The sequence below is a fragment of the Streptomyces sp. Edi4 genome, from assembly GCF_040253615.1.
Lineage (GTDB): Bacteria > Actinomycetota > Actinomycetes > Streptomycetales > Streptomycetaceae > Streptomyces.
In genome coordinates this window covers 78,218-95,762 of record NZ_JBEJGY010000001.1, presented here as the reverse complement: position 1 = coordinate 95,762, position 17,545 = coordinate 78,218, and the positions used below count along the sequence as shown (strand labels likewise).

Annotated in this window: 30 protein-coding genes; 25 read left to right on the top strand and 5 right to left on the bottom strand. The window is 72.3% G+C overall.

All coding sequences use genetic code 11. From position 1 onward, the window contains the following. Nucleotides 1-19 precede the first annotated feature (19 nt). From ABR738_RS00650 to ABR738_RS00630, 5 genes are all read left to right on the top strand, one after another. On the top strand, nt 20-814 hold the full coding sequence (locus ABR738_RS00650; protein ID WP_350227943.1) for a hypothetical protein: 795 nt from the start codon (nt 20-22) through the stop codon (nt 812-814). Further along, nucleotides 811-1,473: a nuclease-related domain-containing protein gene (locus ABR738_RS00645; protein ID WP_350227942.1), complete on the top strand. Its 663-nt coding sequence runs from the start codon at nt 811-813 to the stop codon at nt 1,471-1,473. The genes ABR738_RS00650 and ABR738_RS00645 overlap by 4 nt, the downstream gene beginning before the upstream one ends. Continuing rightward, nucleotides 1,470-2,189, top strand: coding sequence for a hypothetical protein (locus ABR738_RS00640; RefSeq protein WP_350227941.1), 720 nt, complete (start codon nt 1,470-1,472; stop codon nt 2,187-2,189). Before ABR738_RS00645 ends, ABR738_RS00640 begins: the two co-directional genes overlap by 4 nt. 160 nt (nt 2,190-2,349) lie before the next feature. Next, entirely contained in the window at nt 2,350-4,077 is a 1,728-nt protein-coding gene (locus tag ABR738_RS00635) for a coiled-coil domain-containing protein (protein ID WP_350227940.1), read from the top strand. Between the two features lie 25 nt (nt 4,078-4,102). Continuing rightward, nucleotides 4,103-5,131 carry a DNA polymerase Y family protein gene (locus tag ABR738_RS00630; RefSeq protein WP_350227939.1) on the top strand — a complete coding sequence of 343 codons (1,029 nt, stop codon included), beginning with the start codon at nt 4,103-4,105 and terminating at the stop codon, nt 5,129-5,131. A gap of 214 nt (nt 5,132-5,345) precedes the next feature. On the opposite strand, the gene ABR738_RS00625 is transcribed toward ABR738_RS00630, so the two are convergent. Beyond that, nucleotides 5,346-5,540 (bottom strand): hypothetical protein, encoded by a 195-nt coding sequence (locus ABR738_RS00625; RefSeq protein ID WP_350227938.1) that lies wholly within the window; start codon nt 5,538-5,540, stop codon nt 5,346-5,348. Nucleotides 5,541-5,604: 64 nt separating this feature from the next. Next, complete coding sequence (locus tag ABR738_RS00620; RefSeq protein ID WP_350227937.1) at nt 5,605-6,219, bottom strand: MarR family transcriptional regulator; 615 nt, start codon at nt 6,217-6,219, stop codon at nt 5,605-5,607. 231 nt (nt 6,220-6,450) lie between these two features. Here ABR738_RS00620 and ABR738_RS00615 point away from each other — a divergent pair, with 231 nt between their 5' ends. The 19 genes from ABR738_RS00615 (at nt 6,451) to ABR738_RS00525 (ending at nt 15,504) form a co-directional block, all read left to right on the top strand. After that, complete coding sequence (locus ABR738_RS00615) at nt 6,451-6,678, top strand: hypothetical protein (RefSeq protein WP_350227936.1); 228 nt, start codon at nt 6,451-6,453, stop codon at nt 6,676-6,678. Continuing rightward, a complete protein-coding gene (locus ABR738_RS00610; protein ID WP_350227935.1) occupies nt 6,669-7,052 on the top strand; it encodes a hypothetical protein in 384 nt (127 codons plus the stop codon). The genes ABR738_RS00615 and ABR738_RS00610 overlap by 10 nt, the downstream gene beginning before the upstream one ends. 58 nt (nt 7,053-7,110) lie before the next feature. Then, complete coding sequence (locus tag ABR738_RS00605; protein WP_350227934.1) at nt 7,111-7,500, top strand: hypothetical protein; 390 nt, start codon at nt 7,111-7,113, stop codon at nt 7,498-7,500. Then, complete coding sequence (locus tag ABR738_RS00600) at nt 7,497-7,727, top strand: hypothetical protein (protein WP_350227933.1); 231 nt, start codon at nt 7,497-7,499, stop codon at nt 7,725-7,727. Before ABR738_RS00605 ends, ABR738_RS00600 begins: the two co-directional genes overlap by 4 nt. Further along, nucleotides 7,724-8,803, top strand: a complete 1,080-nt coding sequence (locus tag ABR738_RS00595) for an adenine nucleotide alpha hydrolase family protein (RefSeq protein ID WP_350227932.1) — start codon at nt 7,724-7,726, stop codon at nt 8,801-8,803. The genes ABR738_RS00600 and ABR738_RS00595 overlap by 4 nt, the downstream gene beginning before the upstream one ends. Next, nucleotides 8,800-9,591 carry an N-6 DNA methylase gene (locus tag ABR738_RS00590; protein ID WP_350227931.1) on the top strand — a complete coding sequence of 264 codons (792 nt, stop codon included), beginning with the start codon at nt 8,800-8,802 and terminating at the stop codon, nt 9,589-9,591. Before ABR738_RS00595 ends, ABR738_RS00590 begins: the two co-directional genes overlap by 4 nt. A gap of 141 nt (nt 9,592-9,732) precedes the next feature. Continuing rightward, entirely contained in the window at nt 9,733-9,921 is a 189-nt protein-coding gene (locus ABR738_RS00585; protein ID WP_350227930.1) for a hypothetical protein, read from the top strand. Then, the gene (locus tag ABR738_RS00580; RefSeq protein WP_350227929.1) at nt 9,918-10,214 is read left to right on the top strand and encodes a hypothetical protein; all 297 of its coding nucleotides are present in this window, start codon (nt 9,918-9,920) and stop codon (nt 10,212-10,214) included. The genes ABR738_RS00585 and ABR738_RS00580 overlap by 4 nt, the downstream gene beginning before the upstream one ends. Nucleotides 10,215-10,216: 2 nt before the next feature. Then, a complete protein-coding gene (locus ABR738_RS00575; RefSeq protein WP_350227928.1) occupies nt 10,217-10,546 on the top strand; it encodes a hypothetical protein in 330 nt (109 codons plus the stop codon). Then, nucleotides 10,543-10,854, top strand: coding sequence for a hypothetical protein (locus tag ABR738_RS00570; protein ID WP_350227927.1), 312 nt, complete (start codon nt 10,543-10,545; stop codon nt 10,852-10,854). Before ABR738_RS00575 ends, ABR738_RS00570 begins: the two co-directional genes overlap by 4 nt. Beyond that, the gene (locus ABR738_RS00565) at nt 10,851-11,144 is read left to right on the top strand and encodes a hypothetical protein (protein ID WP_350227926.1); all 294 of its coding nucleotides are present in this window, start codon (nt 10,851-10,853) and stop codon (nt 11,142-11,144) included. Before ABR738_RS00570 ends, ABR738_RS00565 begins: the two co-directional genes overlap by 4 nt. Before the next feature lie 88 nt (nt 11,145-11,232). Further along, nucleotides 11,233-11,790: a hypothetical protein gene (locus tag ABR738_RS00560; protein ID WP_350227925.1), complete on the top strand. Its 558-nt coding sequence runs from the start codon at nt 11,233-11,235 to the stop codon at nt 11,788-11,790. 58 nt (nt 11,791-11,848) lie between these two features. After that, nucleotides 11,849-12,436: a hypothetical protein gene (locus ABR738_RS00555; RefSeq protein WP_350227924.1), complete on the top strand. Its 588-nt coding sequence runs from the start codon at nt 11,849-11,851 to the stop codon at nt 12,434-12,436. Further along, the gene (locus ABR738_RS00550; RefSeq protein WP_350227923.1) at nt 12,433-12,807 is read left to right on the top strand and encodes a hypothetical protein; all 375 of its coding nucleotides are present in this window, start codon (nt 12,433-12,435) and stop codon (nt 12,805-12,807) included. The genes ABR738_RS00555 and ABR738_RS00550 overlap by 4 nt, the downstream gene beginning before the upstream one ends. 17 nt (nt 12,808-12,824) lie before the next feature. Next, complete coding sequence (locus ABR738_RS00545; protein ID WP_350227922.1) at nt 12,825-13,322, top strand: hypothetical protein; 498 nt, start codon at nt 12,825-12,827, stop codon at nt 13,320-13,322. Continuing rightward, entirely contained in the window at nt 13,319-13,660 is a 342-nt protein-coding gene (locus tag ABR738_RS00540) for a hypothetical protein (RefSeq protein WP_350227921.1), read from the top strand. The genes ABR738_RS00545 and ABR738_RS00540 overlap by 4 nt, the downstream gene beginning before the upstream one ends. A gap of 106 nt (nt 13,661-13,766) precedes the next feature. After that, nucleotides 13,767-14,363, top strand: coding sequence for a hypothetical protein (locus ABR738_RS00535; protein ID WP_350227920.1), 597 nt, complete (start codon nt 13,767-13,769; stop codon nt 14,361-14,363). Nucleotides 14,364-14,759: 396 nt separating this feature from the next. Then, nucleotides 14,760-15,155 (top strand): hypothetical protein, encoded by a 396-nt coding sequence (locus tag ABR738_RS00530; protein ID WP_350227919.1) that lies wholly within the window; start codon nt 14,760-14,762, stop codon nt 15,153-15,155. Between the two features lie 85 nt (nt 15,156-15,240). Continuing rightward, on the top strand, nt 15,241-15,504 hold the full coding sequence (locus ABR738_RS00525) for a hypothetical protein (RefSeq protein ID WP_350227918.1): 264 nt from the start codon (nt 15,241-15,243) through the stop codon (nt 15,502-15,504). A gap of 67 nt (nt 15,505-15,571) precedes the next feature. On the opposite strand, the gene ABR738_RS00520 is transcribed toward ABR738_RS00525, so the two are convergent. From ABR738_RS00520 to ABR738_RS00510, 3 genes are all read right to left on the bottom strand, one after another. After that, nucleotides 15,572-16,219 carry an Rv1352/Rv1906c domain-containing protein gene (locus ABR738_RS00520; protein WP_350227917.1) on the bottom strand — a complete coding sequence of 216 codons (648 nt, stop codon included), beginning with the start codon at nt 16,217-16,219 and terminating at the stop codon, nt 15,572-15,574. A gap of 73 nt (nt 16,220-16,292) precedes the next feature. Continuing rightward, entirely contained in the window at nt 16,293-16,673 is a 381-nt protein-coding gene (locus ABR738_RS00515; RefSeq protein WP_350227916.1) for a toxin Doc, read from the bottom strand. Nucleotides 16,674-16,676: 3 nt separating this feature from the next. Then, on the bottom strand, nt 16,677-16,928 hold the full coding sequence (locus tag ABR738_RS00510) for an antitoxin MazE7 (protein WP_350227915.1): 252 nt from the start codon (nt 16,926-16,928) through the stop codon (nt 16,677-16,679). Nucleotides 16,929-17,055: 127 nt separating this feature from the next. Between ABR738_RS00510 and ABR738_RS00505 the strand changes: the two genes are divergently transcribed. After that, nucleotides 17,056-17,544 carry a hypothetical protein gene (locus tag ABR738_RS00505; protein ID WP_350227914.1) on the top strand — a complete coding sequence of 163 codons (489 nt, stop codon included), beginning with the start codon at nt 17,056-17,058 and terminating at the stop codon, nt 17,542-17,544. Nucleotide 17,545: the final 1 nt, after the last annotated feature.

Below are 17,545 nucleotides of genomic sequence, written 5' to 3'. Positions count from 1 at the left end.
CCACAGAGAGGACCGCGCCGTGATCAACACGACCGCCTCCACCAACGAGCAGCCCGACGACCAGGACGACGAGGAGACCCCGCCGACCGTCGAGGACACGCTCGAGACGCTGGCGCAGATGTACCTGCGGACCGTGGCGCTGCCGCTGCCCCGCAACCCGGCCACCTTCGGCTGGCAGACCACCGCGGGCACCCTCGCGGCGCTGTCCGCGCGGCTGCTGCACTTCGTGAACACCACCGACCCCGGCCGGGCGGCCGGGTTCGCTCGCTTCTACCACGGCCACCTCGGTGACGGCCCGCACCCGCTGGCCGTCACCCGGTGGCTCGAAGACACCGTGGCCGGCGCCGACTTCGACGAGTGGGTGGCACAGGCCAAGGAACAGGCGGCAGGCGCGTTCACCGCCACCAGTCACCCGTCCGGACTGGCCGACCTCGGCATCCTGCTCGGCGACGACGTCCTCGCCGTCCTGACCAACGGGCTCGACGCCACCTGGAAACAGTGGTCCGAGCACGGCAGCCAGCGGCGGGCGTGCTTCCTGCCCGGCTGCGTGCGCGACTTCGACCTCGTGGGCGCCTGGTCCGGGAAGGACGGCACGCACAGCGAGGGGTGGCTGTCCTCGTCCGCCATTGGATACGCCTGCCCAGAGCACGCCACGTACCTATGGGCCGGCGACCACCAGCACATCCCGCAGTGGCGCAAGGACGACGGCCTGGTCTGCTCCTGCGGCTGGACGTCGGAGCCGGTCAGGTTCCGGGCGCACGGCACCGTCCTGTACCAGGCGCACGCCCTCGCAATTCTGGAGGCGGACGCATGACCAACTCCGCACAGGCCCGGGCCGACGCGTTACGCGCCGCCCAGCAGCCCACCGGCTGGCGGGGACACCTGAAGGCGCTCCTCGGGTTCACCACGCCGGTCAGCGCTGCGGCCGAGGCCGAGATCCGCGACTGGGATGCCGGCGCCGAGGGGGAGCGCCGGACCGCCGAACTCCTACGGCCTCTGGGGCAGGAGGGCTGGTACGGGCTTTACGACCGTGCGGTTCCCGGGGCCGACGTCGCCAACGTGGACTTCGCCCTCATCGCGCCGAACGGCCGAGCCTTCACGGTCGACGCGAAACTGTGGAGCCGCGACGGAGTCGTCCGCGCCGTCAACGGCCGTTTGCTGCACGGCGATCGTCCCTACGACCGGGTGATGCCCTCCGTGCTGTTCGAGACCCGGCAGATCGAGGCGGAGCTGCAGAAGGAACTGCCGCGCACAGGCCGGGGGCGCACCGTGGTCACGCCGGTGATCGCAATGCACAACGCCCCGGTAGACGGTGGGGGATTCACTCTCGAAGGCGTCCGCATCATCCCGGCCGACCGGCTCCTTGGCCTGCTGCGCTCCCACGCGGGCCCGCCCGACCCGCAGTGGGCCGCCACCGTCGCCGCGGCGGCCGAACGGATCCTGCCCCGCTACGTCGAGGACGACGACCTGTGACCCCGGTTCGGGTGCGTGCCGAGCGCGCCGCTCACACCGTCGGGTACGGGCTGGTGACCGGACTGGCCGGGGCGGCGGTCGGTGCCGTGACCGGCGGGCTCGGCTGGGCCCTGGTTGTCGGCGGCGCCTCAGCGGTCGCCGGGGGCCAGGTCGGCCGGACACGCCCCGACAGCGCCGCACGGCGCAACGCCCGGCTGACCGCCGCCACGGCCGACCAGCTGGGCCCGCTGCGCCGCGACGGCTGGCATCTGCTGCACGCCCGGCCGATCGGGCAGGACACCGACCGCATGTACCACCTCTGCGTGCCGCCGTCGGCGCATCTGGTCGTCGTGGTCATGGACTGGGCGGGGTGGCCGGCGGACGCGCACATCTCCCGTGACGAGGACGGCAACCTCTACGCCGGCGAGGCAGACGGCGAAGTCGCTGTCGACTGGGTCCTGCACGCCGCAGACACCGTCGGGCAGGCGCTCTGGGCCAAGCGCAAGACACTCGGGAACATCGGCCTCGCCCAGGTCCTGCCGGTGCACGGGGCCAGCGTCGGCACCGACGGGCACGTGCAGGTCCACCGGGATCACGACAACGAGCGCCGTGAGATCAACGTGGTGCAGGCGCAGGCCCTCGTCGACAAGATGCGCACCGTCCCGACCGCCGTCACTCGCCGGACGAAGAGGGCGGCCTGGGCCTGCACCCAGTTCCTGGACGTCACGTTCCCCTGATCACCGCCGACCGTCGCGGGCCGCCCCCTCCCGGGGGCGGCCCGCAGTCGTTTCGGGGGCCGCGAAACAAGATCAAAAGAACCCTGAAATCTATTGCTTACGTATTGGGTTTTACCTACGTTGTGGACGACGCAGACCACCCGATTTGGAGGCCGCCCCGATGACTCATCCCGTCACTACGCTCGTCTATCGCTCGGCCATGCCGGTCACGCACCGCGCCGTGGCCGCCGTCGGCGGCGACGTGCTCGACGTCGTACGCGGCGCCTTCAGCAACTGGCTGAAGGGGAAGTACCACCGGGCGGTGCCGCTCGGCTCCGGCCACCACCACCTCGCCGACGGCTCGCTCCTCACGTCGCACGCCGCCTATGCCGCCGACGGCTCCGAGTACGCCACCCGGCTCGAACTCCGCCAGGACACCCCCGAGGCCACCTGGCGCACCACGGTCACCGCCGTCCTGCCCCAGGAACATCCCGGCGCGGTACGCCTAGACCTCGAGTGCTTCCCCACCGGCAGCGGGCAGCCGCAGGCCCAGAAGCCCCGGCTGGTGCGGGACCTGGTGCGGGAACTCGAGCTCAACGACGGCCTCTCTCGGCTGACCGTGAACGGCCTGCGCGTGAAGGCCGACAACGTCGGCCGCCTCGTGGATGTCCTGTGCGACCCGGCCCGCACCCTCCCGGTCATTGTGGCCGCCCGGCCCCGCCAGCCCGATCCGCTGTGGTCGGACCGGGTCAGCCAGACCATGCCTCGCGCGGCGGGCGACGCCTCCCTCTACCTGCTCTGGGACGAGGACGCGGTCGACGCCTTCCGGCGCGCTATCGGGACGCATCACCGGGTTGCCCCCGGCTCGGTGCGCACTTTCCTGCCCGGCGTGGACCCGGCCTGGGAGCCCGACGCCGCCCGCCACCGCTGGCTGGCCCAGGCCCGCTGGCTCGACCCCGGCGACCACGCCTGGCACGGGGTCGCGCGCACGGTCCAGAGGATGGCCCTGGCCATGCAGCAGCCGACGGCCCTGCGGGCTCTGCAGTTCCCCGACTTGGCCGAGCAGGAACGCCGCGAGCGGCAGGAAGCCGTGACCAAGGCGCGCTCCGTGGCCGCCCCCGCCCTCCATCAGCCCGAGGCGGCGGAAAGCGCACTCAAGGACGAAGTCGCCCTGCTGACCGGCCTGTTGGAAGTGGCGAGCGACCAGCTGCAGGAGGAGGGCCGAACCCTCCAGCTGGCCGAGCAGACCAACACCTCCCTGGCCGAGCAGCTCCAGGCGGCCGTCACCGCGCGGGAGGCCGAAATGGAGGACCACCTGCTGACCCTGACCGCGCTCGAGCGGGCCCAGGCCGAGAGCGACCGGCTGCGCGAGCTGCTGATGAGCCAAGGCCGCTGGGAGGAGGTGGCCGCAGCCACCGAGGCGCTGCCTGCCATTCCCGCCTCGTTCGAGGAGCTGTGGGCACGCATCGCGGCCTTCGAGCACGTGCGGGTCACCGCCGACCGCCGGATCACGCTCGGCCTCGACGAGCACGCCGAGGCCCGGACCTGGGCGGCGAAGGCGTGGAGCGGACTGGCAGCCCTCAACTCCTACGCAGAGCATCGTCTCCAGGGCCGGGCGGGCGGCTTCCGCCACTTCTGCCAGGACCCGCCCGCCGGAGCCCGGGTCTACCCGGTCAACCAGATTGCGATGGCCGAGTCGACAGCCACCATGCAGGCCTTCGGACGCGAACGGATGTTCCCGGCACTCGACGGGGAGCTGGTCGAGATGCAGCCCCACCTCAAGCTCGCCGGACGCGGCAACCTCTGCCCGAGAGTGCACTTCCTGGACGACGTCGCCGGTACGGACGCCTCCGGACTGGTGATTGTCGGCTACCTGGGACCCCACCTCACCAACACTCGAACCAGCTAGAACGAATGTTCGATAAGGTGGAGGGGTGAGCACGCCCGCACCCCTCCACCGCGACGAAGCCGCCCACCGGGCGGCCGTCCTGCACCTGCGGGTCGCGCCGGGCACACCCGAGGCCCAGTACCGGGCCGTCTTCGACGTTCTGGAACCCATCTCGCCGATCGTCCAGGTCATTCCACCCGGCGCGGCCCTCGTCGATGTATCCGGCGTCCTGCGCCTGCACCAGCGCACCCCCGCCCAGCTGGCGGGAATCATCCGGCTGCGCAGCCTCGCGCTGTCCGGCGTCGACCTCCATATCGGCGTAGCCGCGAACTGGGCCCTGGCTGCCACCGCCTCCGCACGCCCGGAGTCCGACGGCATCCGCCTGGTCCCCGACGACCCAGCCGCGGTCGCCGCCTTCCTGCACCCACTGCCGATCGACGCCCTGTACGGCATCGGCCGGCGCCAAGCCGACACTCTCCGGGGCTATGGCATCCACACCGTCGGCGCCCTCGCTGCGGTGCCCTCCGCCACCGTCCAGCGCATCCTCGGCGGTCGGGAGGGACGCCTCCTGCAGCAACGCGCCCACGGTCTGGACTACCGGCGCGTCACCCCGACGGCACTGCCCCGCTCCACCGGCGAGAGCAGGCACTTCGACCGAGACGTCCTGGACCGCGCCGTCCTGCGGGGCGCGATCCTGGATGCCGCCGTCACGATCGGCGCCCGGCTGCGCGACCGCGACCAGGCCGCGACCGCTCTCCAGCTCCAGCTCCGCTTCGCCGACCGGACCCTGCTGGTGCGCTCGCGCAGGCTCCCGGCCGCGACCGCACACAGCTTCGACCTGCGGGACACCGCATACGCGATCTTCGACGGACTGCACCTCGAGCGGGCCCGGGTCCGCGCCGTCACGGTCCGCGCGGAACAGCTCGTGGACGCCGACAAGGTCGCCGAGCAGATCTCGCTGGACCGTTCCGAGGAGAACGTCCGCCTCCTGGAGACCGCCGTCGACCGGGCCAACCGCCGCTTCGGCCCCGGGGCAGTCCGGCCGGCCACACTCGCCGGCCGCCGCACCGCCTGACGGGCCGGACAGCAGGCGCGACGACGACTTGGCCGCGCTCGACGGCTGCGCCCGTACAGTGCGCGCCACCCTCTGGTCCCGTACCGCCGATCAGGGGCAGCGGTACGGGACCAGAGGGTGGCGTCACCGGGTCGGCCTCCGCCGACGACGAGGCTGGGGCGCGGCGATGGTCGGGCATGGCCCCGTGCGGCGGAGTGCCCGGTCGTGCGGGTCCTCAGCGGGTCGCGGCGCGCGACCAGTCCCGCTTCTCGATGGCTCGCGCCCGGCGGCGCTGGCGGGCGCGCAGCTTGCCGAGCTGGCGGTCGGTGGTCGTGGCTTCGCGGAAGAGGTAGCAGGTGCAGCCGCGTCCGGCGTGGCGGCAGGGCTGGCTGGCGTGGCGGCGGGCGGTCTTGCTGAGCATGCGGGCCATCGGGTCCTCCTCGGTCGGATACGGGGCCGGGGCGCCCGCTGGGTGCGGGCGCCCCGGCGGGCGGCTACGCCTGTCCGGCGAGCCGGTAGCGGCGCGGGCTCTCGGCGGTCAGCTCGGCCTGGCCGTGGTCGGCGAGCTTGGCCAGGGCGTTGGCGACCGCCCCGGCGCTGCGGCCCAGCTTCTTAGCCAGGCCGGAGGGGCCGATCTCCTGGGTGGGGTGGGCCTCCAGGTACTCGTAGACCTTCTGCCGCAGGTCGCCGCGTGCCAGGCGCTTGGCGGGCGCAGGCGCGGCAGCGGGGGCCGGGGCCTCGGGCTCGCCGGTGGCCGCCGTCTCGGGCGCGGTGTCGGCCTCGAGGGCCTCGGCCGTAGCGGGCTCGGCGTCGTCGGCCGGGGCCTCGGTCTCCTCGAGCTCGTCGGAGATGTGCTCGGGCGTGGTCTCGACCGGCCGGTAGTACCAGCGGTCCGCCGTCTTGCGCCCGCCGTCCTTCTCGCCGCGCTCGCGGTAGGCGAGGTTGTGGCCCTCCAGGGCGGTGAGGGCCTTGCCCGCCGTCGAGCCGCCGATCCCGGCGTAGGCGGCGATCTCCGAGGCGGTCGCGCCGGAATGGTCGGCCAGGGCGGCGAGCGCCTTCTGCTCGGAGGCCTTGAGTCCGGCCGGGGCCTGCGCGGTGGTGTTCGTCATCGTGTCCTCTTCCTTCGGTTTCGGGCGTTCGGGAGCTCCCCGGCCGGGGGCAGCTGGTGCTGCGGTTGCCCGTGGCGCGAGGCCTTCGCGGTGTTCCTCGGGCACCTCCATCAACGCTCTGATCGGCCCCGAGAGTCAAGATCAAAACCGCGTTGAATGCTATTGCTTACGTATTGGGTTTCATCTATGGTGTGGACACGCGAACAACCCCACCCCCGAAGGGAGTCGGCGATGCCCGAGAACACCGACACCACGCACATGACCGGCGCCGAGCGCCTGGCCCAGGACCAGCTGGAGCGGCGAGTCGCCTACGCGGTCGCCCAGCTCAAGGCGGGCAAGTACCTCACCCTCACCAACGACTCCGCCGGCGAGGTCAACGGCATCTGCGGCCACGACCCGCACGAGGGCCGCCCGTACATGACCAAGCTCCTGGAGAGCGGGGTCCGCAAGTGGGACTGACCGCACCGGCTGCCGCCGACGCCACCGCCCGGCTGCTCGCCCTCATCGAGGCCGGGCTGCCGGGCGGCACCGCCCCGGTCCAGACCGCCCTGCTTCTGCTCAACGTCGCCACCGGCCAGGAAGAGGTCCGCCTCTACAGCAAGGTCCCGGGCGGCGAGCCCGGACACGAGACCAGCGTGTTCCGCTCCGAGGCCCCGCACGGACTCTTCGCCCTCGGCCTGATCGCCGCCCTGCACGCCCACCGCCTGCACAACTGGCGGCCCCTGCGCGACGGCTACATGCCGGGCGTGATCGACCTCAAGACCCGGCGCATCACCGGCCAGGTCGGCTGGGCCATCGACCTGCGCCACCACCTCGACACCGACGAGGACTGAACCCGCCCGGGGGCCCGTGCCCCCCGGGCCCGCCCAACCCCACCACGGAAGGCACCCCATGCCCATCAACACCTCGCCCTCCCCGGCCACTCACAAGAGCGTCCCCGACGCCGAGGGACGCGGCACCGTCCTGCGCGTCACCACCACCCACCACCTCGACGGCGAGACCCTGGCCCTGCACCTGTTCGAGTCCTTCGCCCACTACCTGGAGCACGGCGAGCCGCTGCCGGACGAGATCACCGCCGACACGGTGATGCACTGCCTCGGCCAGCAGGCCGCCGAGTGCGCCGAGGGCTGGCACCAGGCGGTCAACGAGCCGACCCAGGAGAGCTGGGAGGCGGTGTGGCCCTGGGCCGAGGCCCAGATCCGCCGCCTCTTCCCCGACCTGACCTGGAACGTCGAGGAAGGCCACCGCACCCTCAACCCGCCCCGGGGGAACGCGGCATGAGCACCCCCACCGAGACCTCCACACCGCCGCTCGGCATCACCGAGAAGAAACACATCGTGGCCCGGGCCCTGCTGCACCAGGCCGGGAACCTGGTGGAGTTCTGGAGTGCCATCGGCGACGACGACCGGGTGGACGCCGCGTTCGCCCGCGAGTGCCTGAACCGCTGGCTCAAGGACCTGCCCGGCGACGCCTGGGACCTCCGCCTCGGCCCGGCGAAAACCTCGTGAGCGCCCAGCTCGACCTGTTCGCCACCGGCCCCGCCGCCTTCGACGCGGTGGAGCTGGTGGCGGCGCAGGACTTCATCATCGTGAACCTGTCCGGCGGCAAGGACGGGCTGCGAGCCGCCGTGATAGCCCGGGACACCGCCGTCCGGGCCGGCGTCGAGGACCGGCTGTGGACCGTCCACGCTTCCCTCGGGCCGATGGAGTGGCCGGCCTGCACGCTCAACGGCGTCCGCTACCCCAGCGTCGGTGAACTCGCAGCCGAGCACTCCCGCCTCCTCGGCGTCCCGCCCGAGCGCCACCTGGAGCTGCGCCGCCACCGCGACGGCGTCCCCTACGACCTGCTCACCTTCATCGCCCAGCGCGGCGACTGGCCGTGGCTCGGCCCGGCCAGGTTCTGCACCGGCGACTGGAAGACCAAACTGATCTACGGCGCCTTCAGCGCCACGGTCCGCGCCTTCGTGAAGGCCCACGGCCGGCCCGCCCGGATGCTGAACGTGCTGGGCCTGCGAGCCGACGAGAGCCCGGACCGGCGCAAGCGCAAGCCGCTGCTCCGCACCACCGAGAACACACACCGCATCGTCGACGAGTGGCTGCCCGCCCACGCCGAGACCACCTCCTTCGTCAAGGACTGGACCGACGCCGGGAGTTGGCCACACCACTGGGCCTACGACTCCGCCCCCGGCGCGGGGGACTGGGCAGGCAGCAGCCGGTGCAGCTGCTCCGCGTGTGTGTTCAGCAACCACCGCGACCTCTTGCTCGCCGTCGCCCGCCGACCCCGGCTGGCCGCCCTGTACGCCGAAGTCGAGTACGCGCGCGGCATCCCCTTCAACCCCAACACCACCATCACCGCGCTCATCGAGGAGGCCGCCCGTCCCGGCGCCCCCGACCCCGGCGTCGTCCTGGACGACAACACCCCCGACTTCGACGCGCTGCAAACCGCCGTCCGCGCCGCCCTCACCCTGCCTCCGAAGCGCAAACCGCGCCCCGGCACCGGACCGGGCACCCTGCCGCCCCTGGGCGGCGGATGCGACGGCTGTTCCCTGGCCGGGGACGGCCTCCTACTGCTGGAGGAACTGTGACAGTCACGCCCCAGGAAGCCGTCACCGCCTGCGCACGGGCGGCCGAGGCCCATGCCCAGCACGCCCCATGGCGCGCGGCGCTGCAGTACACGATCCGCTCGCTGATCGACCGGGTCGCCGTAGCCCGCCACCTGGCTCCGCCCCGCCTCGAGCGGCCGGAGAACCAGATCGCCGAGCAGGCCCTGGACGCACTCGGCTCGCTGGAGGGCTGGCACATCCTGGACCTCGGCGACGTCCACCAGTACCTCCTCCAACTCACCGTCACCCACGACGCCGACGGCCGGGCCACCGTCAAGAAGGACGGCCTCGCCGCCCGCGGCACCCTCGGCTCCTGGTACACCCCGCCCGAGGTCGCCGCGTCGATGTGCCGCCTGTCCTTCGGCCCCCAGCTCGACCACCTCGTCCTAGATCCGGACCCGGGCGCCGCCCTGCGCCTGCTGGTGATTGACCCGGCCTGCGGCGTCGGCGTCTTCCTCGTCGAGGCCGCCCGGCTGATCGCCCGACACCTCGCCGAGCGCGTGTCCGGCGTCTCCCCGGCCCCGGCCGCCCACCTTCCCTACGCCCTGCCGATCGTGATCCGCGAGTGCATCTTCGGCGTCGACATCGACCCGGTGGCCGTCGACCTCGCCCGCACAGCCCTGTGGCTCGAGGTCGGCGGCCGCGAGCCGTTCGACTGGCTGGACGACAACATCATCGTCGGCAACGCCCTCGATGACGAGATGCCGCCCGGCTTCACCGCGCGCCGCGGTGAAGCGCCGACCGCGGCCGAGCGGCGGCGCGGCACCTGAGCCGGCGCCTCGCAGTAGACGTCTGCCTGGTGGGCCGCCACGAAGCAGGCCGAGGACGCGTCGCCAAGCTCCATAAAACCGTTGCTTACGTATTGGGTTTAGAGCTACTGTCGCACCGCATCCACCAAGAAGGAGACGCGCATGCCCCGATCTCGCCGCAGCCCCCGCAGTCCCGGCGTCAGCCTCGGCAACCGCGCCGCTGGCTTCCACCGCTACACCGACGAAGTCGGGTTCGACGGCGGCAAGAAGTACCTGCACCGCCGCGTCCGCTTCCAGGGCAAGGCCGCACTGCGCCGCCTCGTCCGCGAGGCGACCGGAGAGCAGCAGTGAGCCCGGCCACCACCCACACCCGCCCACGGGCGGATGCGGCCGCAGACCAACCGCCACCACCCGTCGCCCTCACTGTCGACCACCTCGGTCGGCCGCTGTGCGACGGCACCACCCACCGAGCCACCCGCAACTGCGCTCGGCTCGCCGACTTCCGGCTCGAGCGCCCCGGCGCCCAAGCCGTGCCCGACCACGCCTGCGAGCGCCACGTCGGGCAGGTCGCCGCTACGCAGAACGGCGGCGAGAGCGGACCCAGCTACGAGCACCGCCTGATACCGATCCGCACAAAGGAGTGAGAGTGCCCGCCCGGAGTCTCCAGCCCGCGCCGTACGGCTACGGCCTGAGTCGCCACGACGGCGGCACCCTCCAGCACATCCTCGCGGCTGACTGGACCATCACCTTCCACCCCGGCCACCTCGACAGCCTCTGGGAGGAGTACCGCGCCGACCGCTGGTACCCCACCGCCCCGGGCCGCTGCCGCCGTGTCGCCACCTGGAAGGCTCCCGCCGCCACTCCCGGCGGCGGGGGGCCGCCCCTCTGCCCGGCGTGCCAACTCACCGACCGCCAGCGCGCCCTGAACGACACCCGGATCGGGCCGCCCCTCACCAGGAGAGGACCTCTCGCATGACGCCCGACCAGCGCCCCTCCGTCTACGACGCCGCCCGAGAGAACGGCCACGCCGCGTTGCGTACCCTGCTGGGCGCGCACGTCGCGCCCACAATCGCCGACGCGATCACCAACGCAGCCCTCCAGGCCGGCCTGGAGATGCTCGCCGCCAACCGGATCACCGACCCCGGCTCCGCGGGCTACGGCGAGCCCGTCCACTGGCTCGTCTACAACGCGATGCACGAGCGCGCGCTGCGCGCCGAGCACGCCCTGGAAGCCGCGCTGCGGAACACGGCGGCGCAGACCGGCGCGGACGGCGGCGCACAGTGAGCGTGCTGATCACGCTGGGCCTCGGCGTCATGGCGTGCGCCTACGCCGGCATGCTGACCGGCCGCCTCGCCGGATACCGCGCCAGTGGCCTGCTCGCCGTGTCGTCCATCCTCGGCGCGGCCCACTCCGTCCGCAGCCACCACACCGTCAACGCCTGCCTGTTCGCCGTCCAGGCCGCAGTCCTCGCATGGGCCTGGTGGAACGGCGGAGGCGGCGACGACTCCCGCCGCGGCCTGCGCCGCCTGCGCCATCTGTTCACCCCCGTCCGCCGCACCGCCCCCGCAGCCTGAGCACCCAGGCCCACGCGAATACCTTGCTTACGTATTGGGTTTGGAGCTATGTTTTGGCTGTCCTGATCAGCTCCCACCTGGAGTCCGCATGCCCACCCGCACCGCTCGCGACTACGCCGAGACCGCCCTCCTCGAGCACATGATCACCGGCACCCTGAGCGACGACGACCACACGACGAACGCGGCCGTCGCCCTGCTCAACTCGACGAGAGCATGCCTCTGCTGCGGCAACAACGCGGGCTGGGCGGCCCTGGCGGTGGCCGAGCGCATCTTGATCGCCCTGGACCAGGGCCTGCCGGGCCACCGGTACCACCTCACGACCTCCTTCGACCACGACGCCGTGCGCCACGTCGTCGGGCTCCAGGTCGACAGGGTCGACGGGGAGCTCGAGGCGGACGCCGAGGACGCCATACGCTTCCTGCTCGTCCTGGCCGCCGGTGTGTGCCAGGGCAGTGCCGGACTGACGGCGCGCTCCTCGCGCCTCGGCGGGGACGACCAGGTAAGGGCCTGGAGCATCGGCGGCGGGGCCGTCTCCCCGCTGAGCCGCGCCGAGGTGTTCAACGCCTACTGCACCGACGCCGCCACGGGCGAGCCGATTCCGCCCTGCCCGCAGACCGAGTACTGCGACGCCTTCATCCTGCGCTGACACCGCCCACTCGGGGCGGCGGCTCACGGGCCACCGCCCCGCCCCCGGAGGGACCGAAGTGACCGAAATCCCCAACCCTGCTGACGGCGCGTCCGGCGGCGTCCGCATCCTGCCGCCCGCCTCCGGCAACCGCCACCACTACCGCTACCGCCTGGCCAAGACCGTCCTGGCAGACGCCCCCGGCGACCCGATGTACGGCACCGGAGGCGACCCGAAGTCCATCGTCGCCATCCACCACCACGCCGGCCGCTGCAACCAGAGCGCCAAACGCATCCGCGAACACGCCGACCTGAACGCCCAGTGGACCACCCTGCTGCAGAGCGTCGGCTTCACCGTCCGCGCCGGGCGCTGCGGCATCGTCGCAACCTGCGCCCTGCCCGCCACCCGCGCGGCCGTCGAACCGCACGGCCCGGCCGAGGAGTTCACCCGCACGGTGACCTTCCCCGACTACGGCGTCGGCGGCCTGCTGCGCTTCGAGCCCACCTACGCCAGCGCCGACTACTCCGTACTCACCGAGGACGGCACCTTCCTGTGGAGCGTCAAGTCACTCGACCAGGGCGTCGCCGCGCTCGCCGTGCACTGGGGCCTGCCCGACGACACCTTCGACACCACCTATACCCCGCGCGGACAGCAGGTGACCCGGTGACCGGACCGAACGCCTTCTCCGCCGAGGAGACCCTCGCGGCCCTCCGCCAGGCGATGCAGCCGGAACACATCGGCAACCGCTTCGACCGCGGCTACGCCTGGGCGATGGACGGCGCCCGCACGATCGTCGGCCGCCACCGGCCCGACGCCAGCGACGCCAAGACCCTCGCCGCCGTCACACCCGCACTGCGCGACTGGCTCGACGAGGGCCCCGACTACGACAGCCACGACTACAACCGCGGCTGCGAGGCCGGCCAGGAGGCCATCCGCCTCATCCTCGACGGCGACCCGGACGAGATCATCTCCCACCTCGAGGACGCCGCCCGCACCGCCATCCAGCTCCTGAACATCGCCCAGCAGCGCACCACCTGACCCGAGAGGACCCTCGCATGGCCCGCAACATCGGCATGGCGCCGGACGCCCAAGTGTGGCGCGCCGTCGTCACCAAGACGTTCTCCGACGGCGTCACCGAGACCGTGTACGAAGGCCCCTACGACAAGGCTGCCAAGGCCCGCGGCCGCGTCACCTTCTGGCGAAACTGGATGACCGACCGCCACGGCGGAACGGCCAAGGGCCACATCGAACGGGCCAAGCCCGTCTGGGAGAAGGCCCCGGACCCCGCTCCGCGCCGCACGCCCGTGAAAGAGACGGCACCCGCGCCCGCGGCCCCGACCGGCCCGGTAGACCGGACCGTCCTGCGGATGGTGTCCCTCGCCATCGACAACCGCGACGTCACCCACGGCCGCCACGTCGCCGACCTCCTGACCAAGCACGGCCACTGCGAGGAGGCCGAAGCCGTCACCGCTGAACTCCGCGCCCGCAACGGCCACCTCTCCGCCCGCCAGGCCCTGACCTTCCTCGAGCAGCGGGGGAGCGGCGCCCGATGAGCACCCGCCCCTGCACCTGCCGCTACTGCGCCCCACCGGCCGCCCAGCCCGCGCCCGAGCCCGCCGCGCGACCGGCCATCGAACTGCCCGACGCCCCGCGCGACTTCCGCGTCCACACGCCCGACGGCGAGACGCAGGACTGCACGCTGCACCCGGACGGACGGATGACCACCGTCATGGCCGGCCAGGTGTGGAGGTCGGGGCTGTCCCTGGAGGACATGCTCGAGATGAACTGGGCCGGGGCCCGGATCGAGTGGGACCCGGCCGAGGCGCCGCCGCCTCCGGCGGCCCCCGCGCCCCCGCCCGGCCCGGCGTACGTCGCGGAACCGGGATGGTGAGACGCCTCTGCCCTACGGTGGCCGACGCCATACTGGCCCCGGGGCCCCCGGGGCCCCCGGCGGGACCGGCGCCGCCCACCAGCCGACGACACCGGACGGACCGTTCATGACGAAGGCGGCCACCCCGTCAGCCAACCAGCCCGGACGGGGCGCACCGCGCGACCTCGAGGCGGAAGCGTTCGCCGCGGTCGCCGAGGCCGCCGAGCGTGGCCACCTGCTCAGTACCGAGCAGGTCGCCGCCCTGCTCCTGCGGACCGGGCGGGTACACGGCCCGGCCCTCCTGTTCGACGCCTGGTTCGGTAAGGCGATCGACGTCCGCACCCTCGCCGCCCACGTCGGCCGCGTGTGGAGTCTGGCCGAGTACCCCGACGCCGCCCTGGACCGCTCGGCCTGGCGCGAGATGTTCACCCTGGCCGGGTTCACCGTCGACGGCCAGCCCGCCGAGCGGCCCGCGGACCCAGTCGAACTCTGCCGCGGCAGCGTGCCCAAGCGCCGGACCGACTGGTCGTGGACCACCTGCCGGGCCGTCGCCGAGGGGTACGCCACCGGAACCGGCGCCCGCCGGCCGCCCACCGGCCGCCTGTACCGGACCACGGCCCCGCCCTGCGCGCTGCTCGCGTGCAACGCCGGCCGGGGCGAGGACGAGTATGTGCTCGACACGAACGGGCTGGCCATCGTCGAGGTGCCCCTCACCCACGGGTAGGGAGGGGTGCCCGCCCGTACTGTGACTGAGCACGGTGGTTGTCACCAGCGTCCAGGCGCGGCCTGGCGTTCCTCGTCGGCGTGAGCACGGTTGTTGACACCGGATGAGCGCGCTACTTGTCACCAGCTCGCCGTTCGCACGCTTGCTGTCACCTGCGCCGATCTCGCGAGACGGCCCTGACCTGCGCCGGTCGGCGTGGCCGATCTTGTGGCAGCTCCAGCCGAGGGTCGTGGTGACAGATACCGCGCTCACGGTGACAAGCGTCATGATCAGTCACACGTACCGGGGCCCCCGCGCCGAAGCCGAAGAAGATCGCCGAACCCTCTTCCAACTCTACAACATAGCGTTGTATAGTTAGGGCGTAGGGACAAGCCCGAACACCCCAAGGGGGACACCATGCAGACCACGGTCACCTTCGACAACGGCGCCAGCGCCCGGATCGGCCACTTCAAGGACATCGGCCACGCCCTGTACACCTTCGGCGACGACACGATCCTGGTGAAACCGGCCTACTACGGCCAGCCCGACCGGTACGACGTCGCCCTCAACCTCGGCAGGCCCGGCGACACCAGCGGCTACCGGCTCACCGGCCTCCACATCGGCGACTGGCTCCTGACCGGCACCGTCCTCTGCACCGGCTACAGCTTCACGCCGGTACCGCATCCCCACACCCCGACCGCCAACCCCCTGGCCGACATCACCGACCCGGCCGCACGGCAGGACGCCGCCGACCACCTCGGCCAGATCGCCTACCACTTCCACAGCACCCTCGCCCCCGCCACCAAGTGGTGAGTGACGGCGAACGCCCCGGCCCTGCAGCCCCCGAGCTGCGGGGCCACCGGGGGTGCCACAACCGCACCCACCGAAGGAGCACGCCATGCCCACCCAGACCACCGCCGAGGCCGTCGCCGCCGTCCACAACCACCTCGACGCCCTGCACGCCAGGGAGGCCCACGACCTCCTCGCCGAGCTCCTGGATGACCTGGTGGCCGCCGCCCACACCGGCGACCAGGCCGCCGTCGACCACGCGCTCGTCGCGGTCCACCTGGATCACGACGCCCTGCACCCCGGGGAGGCCCACGACGACCTCGCCGAGGTCCTTGCCGCCGTCGTCACCGCCGCCCAGACCGCGCCCGCGTGAACCGCACCGCCCTGGGCCCCTAGGCCAACCGCCTGGGGGCCCAGGGCGTCGCAAGAGGAGGGGTCACCTACTTCACGGGCTGCCACGAACCGCACGACCGGGTGGTGAACTGCCCGTCCCCGGCCCGAACCACGACCGTCACCGCCTGCGCGGACGTAGCGAACTGGTTATCCAGCGGCTCCCCAGACTTCGACGTCCGCTCCCAGTAGCAGTTCCGCAGCGCACCCGTAGTCCGGTATGTGCCCGCTGGGATCTTGCCCGTGCCGCCCCCTACCTCGTACGTACCGTCTGTGAACCAGCGCTCGAACGAGCCCGTCACCGCCGCCTGCAGCGTCTTCGACTGAGCTGGGCAGAAACGGTTCACACCATCCCGCAGCACCGCCTCGCTGTCGGGCTTGGGCAACTCCTTATCTGCCAGCCACTGGGCTGACGGCACGCCGTTGACCTCGCCATCGCCGAGCAGCTCGCAGTACCGCTTCATCGCGTCCGACGCCGAGGCGGTCCCCTGCCCGTCGAAGTAGAAGCGAGTTCCCAGCGCCACTGCGTCGAAGTCCCCCTCGGGCGTCGACGGTTCAGCCGGTTCCGGCTCCGTCGGCGTGCTCGACGGTACGGTCGTCGGCTTCGCGGCCGCTGCGCCGCCGTCGTCGCAACCACACATAACTACCGCCGCCAGCATGCAGGCCGCCGCGGTCCCCACCCCGTATACAAGTCTCATCCGCGCAGGATGCCACCCAAGGATCATGCGCGAGGCCAGAGTTCCGGGATTCGCGCCGCCCGGGCGGCGCAAGCTACTGAGCCGGGCGCAACGCGCGCAGCCGGTCGGCCACGTCGTAGACCGTCAGCTGCAGCGTGCGGATCTCGCGCACCAGCGTCTCCCATGGACCAAAGGAATCGTCGACTGTCTCCCCGGACGCCCGGATGTACGCCACGGCGACGCCGTACGCGAAGTACGCCGAGCGGGCCGGCAACGGGCGCAGGAGCACCAGCTGCTCCAGCAGCGCCGCAGCCCGCCAGTAGGCGTCGGGTTCGTCGGCGCCGAGCATCGGCGTGTTGACCCGGTGCCGGGCCACGGCGGCGACCAACGCCGAGTAGTCACGAACGCCCAGCTGACTGCCGAGCAGGTCCTCCTGGCGGTCAAGGAGCCACCGAAGGTCGACGTGCAGTTCCACGCGTCAGGCCGCCCGCCCCGTCACCCCGACGGGGGCCGGGGCCTCCTCGGGGAACGCCGCGTCGAACGCCTCGGCGATGCCCGGCCTGCCGGTGACCTCCTGGAAGATCGCCGTGGCCTCGGCCAGCTTCAAGTGGTTCTCCTCCTGCGCGGCCAGGTCCCCGAGGAACGCCCGCAGACTCTTGCCGTGCGCCGCGGCGACGGCGGCCAGCCGGTCGCGGACCTCGGAGTCGACCTTCACGGTGGTATCTGCCATGCCATCGAGTATCCATCTCTAGGTACCTCTGTGAATACCGAACGGCCGAACTCCCACGACGCCGTCGTGCGGTGCCCCAATTCGGACGCCCTGAACAGCACGAACACGCCAATGTGAGAATCGGGGCATGTTCGCCAAGCTCCGCCGCAAGCACCGCTCTGCCGCCGCTCCGACCCCTTCTCCAGCGCCTTCCCTGGAGCCCCCGGCATCCGTGCTCGAAACGGCGGACCACCGTGTGGTCGCCCGCGCCGAGCGGATTCGTACTGCCCTCCAGGAGGCCGGCGCCGACCTCGATAGCCTCGGCCCCGAACCCGCCTGGCTCGCAGTTGCCGGCACACAGAGCCTGCCTCTCGGCGACTTCGAGCGGGCCGAGCTGATCGCCTACCTGGGCAGCGCCACCACCAAATGCGTCAGCTCCGACGAGGAGTGCGCCAAGGCCCTCACCGCGCTCGACACCTACGTCGCCCACCGCGAGCTGGCCCGTGTGGGCCTGTATGTGGAGAACTGCAGCGCCAGCCTCCCCGCAGCAGCCCTGCGAACCCTCCGCGACCGCGCCCTCGAAGCCCAGCTCCCCGGTACCGAGGACTCCGCCAGCCAGCTGCCCCAGGCCCCCTGAC